At 43.3% G+C, this 12,995-nt stretch carries 15 protein-coding genes; 13 read left to right on the plus strand and 2 right to left on the minus strand.

Going from position 1 to position 12,995, the window contains the following annotated elements; translation table 11 throughout:
* The first annotated feature begins 61 nt into the window (after positions 1-61).
* Complete coding sequence (gene rluC / locus ABTQ23_RS05125; protein WP_408614576.1) at positions 62-1,027, plus strand: 23S rRNA pseudouridine(955/2504/2580) synthase RluC; 966 nt, start codon at positions 62-64, stop codon at positions 1,025-1,027.
* Positions 1,028-1,084: 57 nt separating this feature from the next.
* Here the strand turns inward: rluC and ABTQ23_RS05130 are convergent, their stop codons facing one another.
* The gene (locus ABTQ23_RS05130; protein WP_408614577.1) at positions 1,085-1,672 is read right to left on the minus strand and encodes a Maf family protein; all 588 of its coding nucleotides are present in this window, start codon (positions 1,670-1,672) and stop codon (positions 1,085-1,087) included.
* Positions 1,673-1,802: 130 nt separating this feature from the next.
* Between ABTQ23_RS05130 and yceD the strand changes: the two genes are divergently transcribed.
* The 12 genes from yceD (at position 1,803) to ABTQ23_RS05190 (ending at position 11,369) form a co-directional block, all read left to right on the plus strand.
* Positions 1,803-2,333, plus strand: coding sequence for a 23S rRNA accumulation protein YceD (yceD, locus tag ABTQ23_RS05135; RefSeq protein ID WP_408614578.1), 531 nt, complete (start codon positions 1,803-1,805; stop codon positions 2,331-2,333).
* A 12-nt stretch (positions 2,334-2,345) separates the two neighbouring features.
* Positions 2,346-2,519: a 50S ribosomal protein L32 gene (gene rpmF / locus ABTQ23_RS05140; protein ID WP_408614579.1), complete on the plus strand. Its 174-nt coding sequence runs from the start codon at positions 2,346-2,348 to the stop codon at positions 2,517-2,519.
* Positions 2,520-2,529: 10 nt separating this feature from the next.
* Positions 2,530-3,561, plus strand: a complete 1,032-nt coding sequence (plsX, locus tag ABTQ23_RS05145; protein ID WP_408614580.1) for a phosphate acyltransferase PlsX — start codon at positions 2,530-2,532, stop codon at positions 3,559-3,561.
* Between the two features lie 174 nt (positions 3,562-3,735).
* Positions 3,736-4,674 carry an ACP S-malonyltransferase gene (fabD, locus tag ABTQ23_RS05150; RefSeq protein WP_408614581.1) on the plus strand — a complete coding sequence of 313 codons (939 nt, stop codon included), beginning with the start codon at positions 3,736-3,738 and terminating at the stop codon, positions 4,672-4,674.
* Positions 4,675-4,689: 15 nt separating this feature from the next.
* A complete protein-coding gene (gene fabG / locus ABTQ23_RS05155) occupies positions 4,690-5,427 on the plus strand; it encodes a 3-oxoacyl-ACP reductase FabG (RefSeq protein ID WP_408614582.1) in 738 nt (245 codons plus the stop codon).
* Between the two features lie 151 nt (positions 5,428-5,578).
* Complete coding sequence (acpP, locus tag ABTQ23_RS05160; RefSeq protein ID WP_131913439.1) at positions 5,579-5,815, plus strand: acyl carrier protein; 237 nt, start codon at positions 5,579-5,581, stop codon at positions 5,813-5,815.
* Between the two features lie 77 nt (positions 5,816-5,892).
* Positions 5,893-7,125 (plus strand): beta-ketoacyl-ACP synthase II, encoded by a 1,233-nt coding sequence (gene fabF, locus ABTQ23_RS05165; RefSeq protein WP_408614583.1) that lies wholly within the window; start codon positions 5,893-5,895, stop codon positions 7,123-7,125.
* 79 nt (positions 7,126-7,204) lie between these two features.
* Positions 7,205-8,017 (plus strand): aminodeoxychorismate lyase, encoded by an 813-nt coding sequence (gene pabC / locus ABTQ23_RS05170; protein WP_408614584.1) that lies wholly within the window; start codon positions 7,205-7,207, stop codon positions 8,015-8,017.
* Positions 8,018-8,023: 6 nt separating this feature from the next.
* Positions 8,024-9,016 (plus strand): endolytic transglycosylase MltG, encoded by a 993-nt coding sequence (mltG, locus tag ABTQ23_RS05175; RefSeq protein WP_408614585.1) that lies wholly within the window; start codon positions 8,024-8,026, stop codon positions 9,014-9,016.
* A complete protein-coding gene (gene tmk, locus ABTQ23_RS05180; RefSeq protein ID WP_408614587.1) occupies positions 9,013-9,648 on the plus strand; it encodes a dTMP kinase in 636 nt (211 codons plus the stop codon). Before mltG ends, tmk begins: the two co-directional genes overlap by 4 nt.
* Positions 9,638-10,594 carry a DNA polymerase III delta subunit-related protein gene (locus ABTQ23_RS05185; protein ID WP_408614588.1) on the plus strand — a complete coding sequence of 319 codons (957 nt, stop codon included), beginning with the start codon at positions 9,638-9,640 and terminating at the stop codon, positions 10,592-10,594. The genes tmk and ABTQ23_RS05185 overlap by 11 nt, the downstream gene beginning before the upstream one ends.
* Entirely contained in the window at positions 10,584-11,369 is a 786-nt protein-coding gene (locus tag ABTQ23_RS05190) for a TatD family hydrolase (protein ID WP_408614589.1), read from the plus strand. Before ABTQ23_RS05185 ends, ABTQ23_RS05190 begins: the two co-directional genes overlap by 11 nt.
* A gap of 111 nt (positions 11,370-11,480) precedes the next feature.
* Here ABTQ23_RS05190 and rsmF read toward each other — a convergent pair whose 3' ends face one another.
* Positions 11,481-12,962: a 16S rRNA (cytosine(1407)-C(5))-methyltransferase RsmF gene (rsmF, locus tag ABTQ23_RS05195; protein ID WP_408614590.1), complete on the minus strand. Its 1,482-nt coding sequence runs from the start codon at positions 12,960-12,962 to the stop codon at positions 11,481-11,483.
* Positions 12,963-12,995 lie beyond the last annotated feature (33 nt).

Consider the following 12,995-nt stretch of genomic DNA (forward strand, 5'->3'; position numbering starts at 1 on the left):
AAATATAGCAAAGCTACATTTTCACAGCAATCAATTTCATCTTTGTGGTAGTATCTGTTACATGAATGATCAAAATAATAGCGTCCGTTTTGTTCGCGTTAGCGACGATGAAGCCGGGCAGCGTATAGACAATTTCTTAAAACGGCAGCTCAAGGGCGTGCCTAAAAGTTTAATTTATCGGATTTTGCGCAAAGGCGAAGTACGAGTTAATAAAAAACGGATAAAACCCGATTATAAATTACTCGCCAACGACGATGTTCGTATTCCTCCGGTTCGCACTTCAGAGCCGGATAAACCTGTTGCGAATGCTAATTTAAGTAAAATCGCCCATTTAAATGATTGCGTTTTATTTGAAGACGATTGTTTGCTGGTTTTGAATAAACCATCAGGGTTCGCCGTTCATGGCGGCAGTGGCTTAAATTTTGGAGTGATTGAAGGGCTCCGCGCACTTCGTCCTGAAGCGCGGTTTTTAGAGCTAATTCATCGATTAGACCGCGATACTTCTGGGGTATTGATGATAGCGAAAAAACGCAGCGCTCTGCGCGAGTTGCATCGTCAATTACGCGAAAAAATTGTCCATAAACATTACCTAGCACTGGTCCATGGCAAGTGGCCTCGCTCTTTAAAGAAAGTTAACGCACCGTTGGCAAAGAATGCACTTGCTTCGGGTGAGCGCATAGTTCGGGTTGACGAAGTTCAAGGGAAGCCATCATTAACGCGTTTTCAATTAGAGCGTAACCTTGGTGAAATGACATTGATTCAAGCGTCACCTGTGACCGGGCGCACCCATCAAATCCGTGTTCATTGTCAAAGCGCCGGCTATAGCATCGCTGGGGATTCAAAATATTCGACCCACGAGCAACAAAGCGCTGCAAAAGCTTTCGGATTGGGCCGCTTATTTCTACATGCGTGGAAAATTGAATTTGTTCATCCTAAATCGGGCGAAACTGTAAAATTAACTGCGCCTTTAGATGCATCGCTACAAAAAGTCGTTGATAATTTAGCATCTGAAGTGAGCTTTAATTAAGTCTGAATCTATTTCCTCAGCCTCTATATATATGATTGGCTGAGGAAGTCTGCCTAACTAGGCGCTAAGCATCTCTACGCCAAACGATTCTAAAAATTCAACTAACCGAATTAACGGTAAACCGATCAGCGTATTTGGGTCATTTCCAATCAGTGACTTAAATAACACAATGCCACTTCCTTCTGATTTAAAACTACCTGCGCAGTTAAGCGGTTGTTCAAGCTCAACATAGCGGCGGATTAATTTCTCTGAGAGAGCGCGAAACTCAACATCAAAATGTTCAACGCATGCTTGGCATTGACCTGTGGCCGAGTTCAGCACGCACAGACCTGTCAAAAAACGGGCTTTTTTATTGCTGGCTAATGTGAGTTGTTCAATTGCTCGCTCGTTAGTATGTGGTTTTCCTAAAATTTGCTCGTCAATACAGCAGACTTGATCACTGCCAATAATAAGGTGGTTAGGATAGATACTGGCTAGCGCTTTGGCTTTTGCAACTGCTAAGCGTTCGACCAATGCTTGGGCCAATTCACCATCAAAGCGGGTTTCATCAATATTGGGAGCATGGGAGTGGAACTTAATTTTGAGTTTTGCCAACAGCTCTTGGCGAAAAGGTGAGCTAGAGGCAAGAATAATAGATTGTTGCATAAAATCATCTCGCTATTTTGACGGACTGATTGTAAACTCTGTGCGTCGAACAAGCGAGGGCTTGTAAAGTTATTGGTTTTGATTAAAATCCTTTGACTATCAGGCTTTCAATCTATATGATGCGCGCCTTATGCAAAAGGTTAAATTACCGGTTGAGGTTGAACCGTTCCGCGCGGCGAAACGCCGGCTGGATTATCAAGGCATAGTACCCGCAGGGCAAATGCCAAGACTTGCACAAGCAACCTTAGCTGTAAACAAAGACGCTGAAGCTTCGATTCGCTTTGAAATTGACCCGCAAGGGCTCACAGTGATGACAGGCGAGGCAACAACTGAAGTGGAACTTGAATGCCAGCGATGTGGCGAGCCATTTGTTTTGGCACTACATGTTGAATTTCAATACGCTCCAGTCAACGATCATCAGTCGATGGATGAGTTACCGCAAGCATATGAACCGCTTGAGTTAAATGAAAACGGAGAATTTTATCTTCGTCAGGTTCTGGAAGATGAATTTTTATTAGCACTGCCTTTGATTGCTATGCATCCTTTGGCAGAGTGTAAAGTTCAGCAACAGGTCAGGACGTTTGGTGAAATGCCGACTCAAGAAGAGAGTATGCAGCCGAATCCATTTGCTATTTTACAAAGTTTAAAAAAAGAAAATTAGGAGAAAGGGTCAATGGCCGTTCAACAAAACCGTAAAACCCGTTCTAAGCGTGGCATGCGTCGTTCTCATGATGCGATCACTAACAATGCTGCACTGAGCGTTGATAAAGAAACTGGTGAAACTCACCGTCGTCATCACGTAACTGCTGATGGCTTCTACCGTGGCCAGAAAGTTATAAACAAGTAAGGCAACGCCATTGCAACGTCTAACGATTGCGTTAGATGCTATGGGGGGAGATTCTGGCCCCCCTGTCGTTATTCCTGCCGTCAAACGCATTTTAGAAAACTATCCTGATATTGCTGTTCACCTTGTTGGTGATCCGGTGATGCTCAACCCTCTTCTTAAGCACTATCAACTGCAATCAGATTCTCGCATTCATCTTACATACACCAGTGATGTTGTATTGCCTGACGATAAGCCCTTGACGATTATACGTTCGCGTCGCTCATCTTCTATGGCTAAAGCCTTAAAACTGGTCGCTGATAATCAAGCCGATGCTTGCGTAAGTGCTGGAAGTACAGGCGCGTTAGTTGCTTTATCGCATTCGATTTTAAAAGTATTGCCCGGTGTTGATAGGCCTGCATTGGTAACTGCTCTACCTAATAAAAAAGGCACTAAAACGCTGTTATTAGATCTTGGAGCGAATATTAACTGCCACGCCAATCTATTAGTTCAATTCGCGATGATGGGCTCGGTGCTTGTCGAACAGCTCTGGGGAGTTAACAACCCATCGATTGCTCTGTTGAATATTGGCAGTGAAGCGATTAAAGGCAATGATACCATTCGCCATGCGAGTCATTTATTGATGCAAACTAAGCAGCTTAATTACCGTGGGTTTATTGAAGGTAATCAGTTATTTAATGGTCAATGTGATGTTATTGTTTGTGATGGTTTTTCTGGCAATATCGCGCTTAAGACCGCTGAAGGCACAGCAGAATATCTATTAGATATATTTTCATCACTGGTACCCAAAGGGCGCATAAAACGCTATTTAATCAGCAAATTATTGCCAACTATTGCAATCCAGTTGAATCAATATCGCCCCGACCAATACAATGGCGCGTGCATGTTAGGGTTAAATGCAAGCGTTATTAAGAGCCATGGCAGAGCGGATAGCGATGCATTTTATCAAGCAATTTGTGAAGCAATAGAACAATCAAAATTGCATATTCCACAGATGATAGGGGCTAAAATACAGACTTATCAGGATACATTGACAGTAAATTGATAATATATTGCACATATTGAGGAATATTTAACCACTTGTATTAGCCAACACATAGATGTTGCTTGGGATGTGATGTCGAAGTGGTTATACTTGCAAATATTAAATCACTATTTGGTTTTCCAAGAGTACAGTCGTCATCAATCAGACTGTTTAATTTAGATATAGGAATATCTCATGTCGAATTTTGCATTTGTGTTTCCGGGGCAGGGTTCCCAAAGTGTTGGGATGCTAGCTGAACTGGCCCAGTCAAACGCAACTGTTCAGAAGACTTTCGCCCAAGCATCAGATGCTTTGGGCTATCGCATCGATGATGTTATCGCTAATGGTCCTGCTGAAAAGTTAAATGATACAGCCGTTACTCAGCCTGCGCTGTTAACTTGTTCAGTTGCATTATGGCGCGTTTGGCAAGAACGAGCTGATTTTAAACCCGCTTTTTTAGCTGGCCATAGTCTTGGAGAATATTCGGCTTTAACCTGTGCAGGTGTTATTGATTTTGCAGATGCAGTGAAATTGGTAGAACTGCGTGGTCAGTTGATGCAACAGGCGGTTCCAGCGGGTGTTGGAGCAATGTCTGCAATTATTGGTCTTGATAACGACACTATTATTCAAGCGTGCCAGCAAGCGGCACAAGGTGAAGTGGTTACCGCAGTTAATTTTAACTCGCCAGGTCAAGTTGTTATTGCTGGGAATAAAGCCGCTGTTGAACGCGCGAACGCTCTTTGTAAAGAAGCGGGTGCAAAACGCGCTTTGCCATTGCCAGTGAGTGTCCCGTCACATTGTGAGCTTATGCGTCCTGCCGCTGAACAATTGGCTGAAAAATTAGATACTCTCTCATTTGCTCAGCCACTTTATCGCGTAATTCATAACTATAATGTATCAGTGTCTGAAAACGCTCAGCAGATCAAAGAAGCGTTAATTAAACAGCTTTATAGTCCTGTACGATGGGTTGAAACAGTTGAAATGCTTGCAAATGAAGGTGTGTCTCATTTAGTTGAGTGTGGTCCGGGTAAAGTGCTTTCTGGTTTGACTAAACGGATCAACAAACAACTTTCATCTGTATCGTTTAACGATACTGCATCTTTAGATGCAGCCATTGAAACAATTTCTAAATAATTAAGGATTGATAACATGTCGTTTACCGGCCAAATAGCATTAGTGACCGGCGCCAGCCGCGGGATTGGCAAAGCAATCGCTACGATTCTTGCTGACCGAGGCGCAACCGTGATTGGTACAGCCACTTCAGCCAACGGGGCTGAAGCAATTAGCGATTATCTGCGCGAGCAGGGTGGTTGTGGCATGGTTTTAAATGTCACAGATAGTGAGTCAATCAACGAATTATTCAGCCATATTAAACAACAATTTGGCGATATCGATATTTTAGTTAATAATGCGGGTATTACTCGCGATAACTTATTAATGCGGATGAAAGATGATGAGTGGGATGATATCATCGCCACGAATTTGACATCTGTATTTAAATTATCCAAAGCCGTTTTACGGGCTATGATGAAAAAACGTTCTGGTCGCGTAATTAATATCGGTTCAGTTGTCGGATCTATGGGCAATGCTGGGCAAACCAATTATTCAGCAGCCAAAGCCGGGTTATTAGGTTTTACACGTTCAATGGCAAAAGAAGTCGCCTCTCGTGGAATTACTGTCAATGCAGTCGCCCCCGGATTTATAGAAACAGACATGACTAGAGCCCTTGATGAAGGTCAGCGCCAGGCTATTTTAGCCGAGGTGCCTATGGCTCGCCTCGGAGATCCTGAAGAAATTGCGAAGACAGTTGCATTTTTAGCAAGTGATGACGCAGCATATATTACAGGTGAAACGATTCATGTTAATGGCGGAATGTACATGGCATAATCACTTTTAAAGTGATTAAATAAGGCATTCTCCGTTAAATTCAGTGATAAATCGCGGAAGCGATCATGCAACTAGGGGTTGCAACTTTTCGCGGTTTGAATACACTATCGCAACAACGCAAAAGCGTATTATACAAAGGAAAATTATTGTCATGAGCACAATCGAAGAACGTGTAAAGAAGATTATCATCGAACAGCTTGGTGTTGGTGAAGATGAAGTAAAACCAGAAGCATCATTCGTTGATGACCTGGGTGCTGATTCTTTGGATACTGTTGAGCTGGTGATGGCTCTGGAAGAAGAGTTTGATACTGAGATTCCAGATGAAGAAGCTGAAAAAATCACTACCGTTCAAACAGCTATTGATTACATTCTTGCTAATCAAGACTAATCTTCTAAAACAGGCAGTTTAACTGCCTGTTTTGATCTCACTCTTTATTTCGTATTCCCGTTTCTGGAGGCTAATCTGTGACAAAACGCAGAGTGGTTGTGACCGGCATTGGTATGCTGTCGCCGGTAGGAAATACGGCGGAAGATTCTTGGAAAGCTCTTCTTGCAGGCCAAAGCGGTATTGGACCCATTGAGCATTTCGATACAGAGGCCTTTCCAACTCGTTTCGCCGGCTTAGTTAAAAACTTTGATGCTGATAAATATGTTGCTAAAAAAGATCAACGTAAAACTGATCTTTTCATTCAATACGGTATTGCTGCCGGCTTGATGGCACTTGAAGATTCAGCAATTGAAGTAACAGATGACAATGCAGAACGGATCGGATTATCCATTGGTTCTGGGATTGGTGGTTTGGGCTTAATTGAACAAAACCACGCAAATCTGATGAACAATGGCCCCCGTAAAATCAGCCCATTTTTCGTTCCATCGACAATCATCAACATGGTTGCTGGGCACCTGTCTATTAAAACAGGGATTAAAGGACCAAACATCGCTGTAACAACAGCATGTACAACTGGGACTCATTCAATCGGCCTTGCTGCGCGATTGATTGCCTATGGTGATGCAGATGTTATGCTCGCCGGTGGTTCTGAAAAAGCATCGACTGAATTGGGCATGGGCGGTTTTGCTGCTGCTCGCGCTTTAAGTAGCCGTAATGATGACCCTCAGCACGCTAGTCGTCCATGGGACAAAGACCGTGATGGCTTTGTTTTAGGCGATGGTGCTGGTGTTATGGTTCTTGAAGAGTATGAACACGCTAAAGAACGTGGCGCTAAAATTTATGCAGAACTTGTTGGGTTTGGCATGAGTGGCGATGCGTATCACATTACGTCTCCATCTGGTGATGGCGCTGTATTAGCGATGAAGAATGCTCTTAAAGATGCCAAAGTTGATCCATCTGTGGTGGGATACGTTAATGCTCATGGCACATCAACCCCTGCTGGTGATGTGGCAGAAAGCAACGCGGTTAAAAGTGTATTTGGTGAACATGCTTATCACTTGTTGGTTAGCTCAACCAAATCAATGACCGGGCATTTACTAGGTGCAGCAGGCGCTGTTGAAGCGATTATCTCAGTGTTAGCACTTCGAGATCAAATTGCACCGCCAACAATTAATCTGGAAAATCCTGATGAAGGATGTGACTTAGATTATGTTGCTAATAAAGCTCGCCCAGCCGAACTTGAATATACCTTATCTAATTCATTTGGATTTGGTGGCACAAACGGTTCTTTACTATTTAAAAAGATTTAGTTTAAGAGCCGTTTGAGCATTGAGCCTGATGTCGTTAATATGGCATCGGGCTTTTTTATACCCAAATTAAGGAGTTTCTGTGGCAAAACACTGGGTAAATGGTCAGCCATGTGAGTTATTGTCCGTTGAGGATAGAGGGTTGCAATATGGTGATGGCTTTTTTACGACAATGGCGGTGCACCATGGAAAAATTCAAAATCTAGATTATCACCAAATCCGCATCTGCCATGGATTAAGTTTGTTAAAGTTTTCCCTTGATGTGGCCAAACTTTGGCAATTCGCTCAGCACCAAGCAGCGCTGCTAAATGACGGTGGATTAAAACTAACCATTACTCGAGGTGTCGGTGGCCGCGGCTATCAAAGCCCTGAGAACCCTTGCTCAAATTGGATCCTGAGCAGTTTCGATGTGAGCCCTATTTACACACAATGGCAAAAATCTGGGATAAAATTAGGTTTAGCTCAGACGAGACTTGCTGTCGGCAATGTTTTTAGCCACTTAAAAACACTGAATCGGCTCGAACAGGTCGCCCTTAAGCAAGAGTTGACTGGCGAGCATGACGATCTGCTTGCATTAGATTACTTTGGCAATGTCACCGAAGCGATTGCAGCGAATATATTTTGGCGTAAAGACAAACAAATTTATACGCCAGAGCTTAAATTGGCGGGTGTGTTCGGCACTCAACGCAACTATATTATTGAGCGCTTACAGCATCGCGAATTTGATGATGTCGAGTTAAATATTGATAACTACCCACTGGCTCATGTGCAAAATGCGGATGAAATATGGCTAACCAATAGTTTATTGCCAGTTGTTCCTGTACGCCAATTTGAGTCCAGAACATATCAAGATTTTTCATTTACCCAGCGTTTATTAGGCGATCTAGGATATTAATTGCCCATGCGAAAAGCTCTTCTAGCAATCTTTTTCATCATTGTCGTTGTTTTAGGTGGTTTACTATTCAAAGGGTATCAGTCTACTGAGCAACTTTGGATAAAGCCAAATTTAGCAACAACACAGCTTTATACTCTTAAACCGGGTGAACGCTTGATTGACGTATTCGCCCAATTAACCAACCTTAATAAAGCCCAACGAATCAGCTTAAAACTTTGGTTTCGTTTGCATCCTGATCTGGTAAAAATTAAAGCTGGCACTTATGAGCTTCCAGCTCAATCCAGTTTTGCTGATGTAGCCGCTATTTTGCGCTCAGGAAAAGTGTACCAATACCGTTTAACCCTAGTCGAAGGTGAAACTTTATCTCAGTGGTGGCAGCGTTTAAGCGACTCACCGGGATTACTCCCACCACAAAATAGCCCGCAAGAAATAGCCAAACAGCTCGGTGCACCTTTAGCAAATCTAGAGGGCTTGTTATTACCTGAAACTTACTATTATACGCACGATACGAAAGCAATTGAGGTTATCACTCGAGCGTATCACTCGATGGATACTTTAAGCTCTAAATTGTGGGCTGAGCGTGACAAAGATTTACCGCTGAGTTCTCGCTATCAATTGATTATTCTTGCTTCGTTAATTCAAAAAGAGACGGGGATTAATGCCGAGATGCCAAAAGTAGCATCCGTCTTTGTGAACCGGTTACGTAAAGGCATGCGTTTGCAAACCGACCCAACCGTTATTTATGGATTAGGTGATGCCTATAACGGCCATATCACGAGAGCCGATCTTAAAGCTAAAAATGCGTATAATACCTACGTGATCCATGGCTTGCCGCCAACACCGATTGCAATGCCAGGAAAAGCAGCATTAGAGGCTGCAGCCCATCCACAGAAAACCCATTATTATTATTTTGTTGCTGATGGTAGTGGCGGACATCATTTTTCACAAACATTAAAGCAGCATAACCGTGCCGTTAGGAAATATTTAATAAAACGATGAATAAAGGCCAATATATAGTTATCGAAGGTTTAGAAGGCGCAGGCAAAAGCACCGCGCTTGAGACCGTAAAGACATGTCTAGCAGAACAGGGCATTGATTTTATCGCGACCCGAGAACCGGGAGGCACGCCTTTGGCTGAAAAGCTTCGCCATATCTTAAAACACTATGAAGATGAAGCGATCACCAGCCAAAGTGAGTTGTTGTTGATGTACGCGGCTCGCAGCCAGTTGGTTGAAAATGTTATAAAACCTGCTTTAAGCCAAGGCAAATGGGTCTTAGGCGATCGCCATGATCTCAGCTCTCGAGCGTATCAAGGCGGAGGGCGCCAAATTCCAATGAACACACTTGACCAGCTTCGCGATTTAACTTTAGGTGACTTTAGGCCAGCTTTAACACTTTATCTTGATATCGATCCGGTCAAAGGTTTGGCCAGAGCTAAGGCGCGAGGGAAATTAGACCGGATAGAACAGCAGCAATTAGACTTTTTTCAGCGGGCAAGGCGTGTTTATCTTGATGAAGTCGCTCTTAATAGCCATTGTGTTAAAATTGATGCCAGTTTAGCGCTTGAAACAGTGCAACAGGCTATCAGATCAGCAGTCACTCAGTTTATAAATCAGTGTCATGATAACTAAACCATATCAGTGGCAGCAGCGTTTAGCCGAACAATTGAGTGCCCAGTTTGCCAACGGTCATTTAGCGCAAACACTGCTGCTTGATTGTGAAAAGGGCGCAGCTGGTGAAATTTTAAGTCAGTATTTGGCTAGTTTAATTTTATGCCATAGTCATACCACTCAGAATAAGCCTTGTGGTGAGTGTCACAGTTGCCGAATGTTTGAATCTCAAAGTCATAGCGATTTATATACGTTGTCAGCCAAAGGGCAGAGTATTGGTGTCGATGAGGTTCGTTTACTGCAGCATTGGGCCGTGCAAAAACCAACTCATGGCCATGGTAAAGTCGCTTTAATTGAACAGACCGATAAATTAACACCATCGGCAGCTAATGCGCTGCTTAAAATGCTAGAAGAGCCTAAATCTGACACCTATTTTATACTGTTAAAGCCTTTGCAGAGCGCGCTACTGCCAACAATTATTAGCCGAGCTCAGCGCTGGGTTGTCCACAGTCCATCATCGGCACAAGCTCTTAGCTTGTTAAAGCAGTTGCATCCGGGAATTGACGTCGCTCAGCTCAAACTTGCATTGCATTGGCTTGATGGTCCCAATGAGTGCAACGAGTTTTTTGACGCCGATGGGGCGGATAAACTTACTGAATTTACACAAAGTATCGATAAACTAAATCAAGGCGATTTCGACTTAGTCGCCCAACAACTTGAAAAGTCACCCGATAAATTAAATTGGTTAGGACAGGTTATTATCGATTCGCTGCAAAGTCAGTTTAATCCTCAAGGGGAAGTAGGTCCTTTACTCACTCAGCTTACCCAAAGTCAACTTATGAGCGCTTGGCAAATGTTTATACAATTGCGTGAGAAACTCGAGCAAAGTCCTGCGCTAAATTTCTCGCTACAACTTTACCCATTACTTAGTTATTTATCTCAACCGGAGAGTAGTCGTGCTGATTGATTCACACTGTCATCTTGATCGCCTTAATTATGAAACATTGCATAAAGACCCTAAGCAGGTGATCGATCATGCTGCAAGTCAAGATGTGAACTATATGCTCGTTGTGAGCATCTCGTTAGATGAATATCAAAATATGCGCAGGGCACTTGATGAGTATCCTAATTTAGCGTTTTCTTGCGGCGTTCACCCGCTGCACGCTCATGAGACACCTATCGAGCCGGAGCGGCTTAGAGAGCTAGGTGGGCAACCACGGGTTGTTGCATTAGGTGAAACGGGGCTGGACTATTTTTATAGTCCACAGACAAAAGAGCAACAAACGCAGAGTTTCATCGAACACCTCAAAGCCAGTCGAGAACTAAAAAAGCCAGTCATTATTCATACTCGTGATGCAAAAGATGAGACTCTTGAGCTCATCAAAAAATATGGTGACCCTGATGTGGGCGGTGTTTTGCACTGTTTTACTGAGGATTATGATATGGCAATGCAGGCTATCGACATGGGGTATTTTGTTTCGGCAAGCGGGATTATTACGTTTAAATCAGCTAAAAAAGTGCAACAGATGTTTGCTAAATTGCCACTTGAACGGCTTCTGGTTGAAACCGATTCACCATATTTAGCTCCCGTGCCATTTCGTGGCAGCGAAAATCAGCCCGCTTATACACGCCAGGTTGCAGAGCATTTGGCAGAACTAAAAGGGATTAGTTATGAGCAGGTAGCGAAAGCGACCACTGCTAATTTTCAGACGCTGTTTGGTTCGATTGAATCATGCAGATAAAAAAAGTCCGGTGCGAATCCTTGCGCCGGACATAGGGGAATGGCCCGCGTGGGCCTTGCGCTAATTATTACCAACATTTTAAGTGTAGCTAGGGTTAGCTAATTTGCCAGTTTAAATAAATTGGACGCCATCGCGGACCAACTCCCGAGGAAGTCTGTTTTTAATTTTACCTTTAAGTTGCTTACCAAGGCCTAAGGGAACGTCTTGAGCAATAAGTAAAACTTCACCACCACCGACTTTTGCTTCACTGCATTTAATATCTTGTCCTCGATAATATGAAGCTGCCTGCTCAAGCGTGAGTTGAACAATATTTTTTTGGGTTTGGCTTGCCCAATGTATAGCGGCTTCATGGGTTAGTCGCCATTGGTCTTTAAACTGCTCAGCAACTTTTAAACCGATGCGGTCAAAGCGAATTTCATCCGTTAGCTGATAAATTGCTTCAGGAAATAACCAGTACTCGTTATCTCGAACCATCAGCACATCATCATCTTTTAAAACAATCCCAAATTGTTTTTTTAAATAAGAAGTAAGCTGTTGCTGTTGTTTTTTGCTCGCTTTAGAAAACGGCAGCGGTCGAACTTTCTTTTGCACAGGTTCAGCTGTTATTGATGAGGTTTTCTTAAGAGCGGCAACAAAGAATCCTTCACTATCGTATATTTGTGGCCAAACATGCAGATAGCCTTCAGCTGTTTGTGCTTTATGTGCTTCGTTAAATAGTGAACCTAATGGTAAAACCTCGATAGCCTCAGGGTAACGCTCTGTAATGAGCTCGATAACTTGTTCATTTTCAACTCGGTTGAGAGTACATGTGGAATAAATGACGACGCCACCAGGCTTTAACGCATGCAATGCGCTATCTAGCAATGTCAGCTGCAAAGCGGCAATCTCATTCACATGCTCAAGTGACCAATTATTCATTGCTTGCGGATCTTTTCTTAACGTTCCTTCACCAGAGCAGGGTGCATCTAACAAAATGCCGTCAAAACTTTCAGCAAGCCAGCGACCAAATACATCGGCGTTGTAGTTCGTCAAAGCAACGTTCGCAATACCGCAGCGCTGCAAATTAGAATAAAGTCCTTTGATGCGACTTGCTGAAAATTCATTGGCTACAATTGCGCCTTCATGGTTGAGCGTTGCAGCTATCTGTGTCGTTTTAGAACCCGGAGCCGCCGCTGCATCCAAAATAAGAGGTGCATCATCTGAAGCTATAAATTGAAATAGCGCGCTCACCGGCAGCATAGAGCTGGCTTCTTGAATGTAAAACAATCCACCCAGATGTTCTAGCGTGTTTCCGAGTGCTGTCTGCTCATCCTCTCGCTCTAGCCAAAAACCGCTTTCACACCACGGAACGGCAGTTAAATGCCATCCTTTAGCGCTCATTCGCTGGCAAAAATCGGCAACAGAAATTTTTAAGGTGTTGACACGAATACTGCGACGCAAAGGTTTATCACAGTACTCAAGAAATTGATCGAGGTAATCAGGAGTCGGCAGACTTTCAGAAATAAGTTCGACAAACGGCTCAGGTAATGAAACAGGCACAGTTGTAGATCCTTTGGATAAATACTGGCGCATATTGTACTGATCTGAGCTCATTTCGCATCGATATTTTGCAACCAGTCGCTTTTT

This window comes from Celerinatantimonas sediminis, from assembly GCF_046054195.1.
Taxonomy (GTDB): Bacteria; Pseudomonadota; Gammaproteobacteria; order Enterobacterales; family Celerinatantimonadaceae; genus Celerinatantimonas.

Excerpts from the sequence above, each read along its gene's own strand:
- mltG (WP_408614585.1), top strand. The coding sequence starts at position 8,024 with ATGCGAAAAGCTCTTCTAGCAATCTTTTTCATCATTGTCGTTGTTTTA.
- ABTQ23_RS05130 (WP_408614577.1), bottom strand. The coding sequence starts at position 1,672 with ATGCAACAATCTATTATTCTTGCCTCTAGCTCACCTTTTCGCCAAGAG.
- rluC (WP_408614576.1), top strand. The coding sequence starts at position 62 with ATGAATGATCAAAATAATAGCGTCCGTTTTGTTCGCGTTAGCGACGAT.
- yceD (WP_408614578.1), top strand. The coding sequence starts at position 1,803 with ATGCAAAAGGTTAAATTACCGGTTGAGGTTGAACCGTTCCGCGCGGCG.
- ABTQ23_RS05185 (WP_408614588.1), top strand. The coding sequence starts at position 9,638 with ATGATAACTAAACCATATCAGTGGCAGCAGCGTTTAGCCGAACAATTG.
- fabD (WP_408614581.1), top strand. The coding sequence starts at position 3,736 with ATGTCGAATTTTGCATTTGTGTTTCCGGGGCAGGGTTCCCAAAGTGTT.
- rpmF (WP_408614579.1), top strand. The coding sequence starts at position 2,346 with ATGGCCGTTCAACAAAACCGTAAAACCCGTTCTAAGCGTGGCATGCGT.
- fabG (WP_408614582.1), top strand. The coding sequence starts at position 4,690 with ATGTCGTTTACCGGCCAAATAGCATTAGTGACCGGCGCCAGCCGCGGG.
- tmk (WP_408614587.1), top strand. The coding sequence starts at position 9,013 with ATGAATAAAGGCCAATATATAGTTATCGAAGGTTTAGAAGGCGCAGGC.
- acpP (WP_131913439.1), top strand. The coding sequence starts at position 5,579 with ATGAGCACAATCGAAGAACGTGTAAAGAAGATTATCATCGAACAGCTT.
- rsmF (WP_408614590.1), bottom strand. The coding sequence starts at position 12,962 with ATGAGCTCAGATCAGTACAATATGCGCCAGTATTTATCCAAAGGATCT.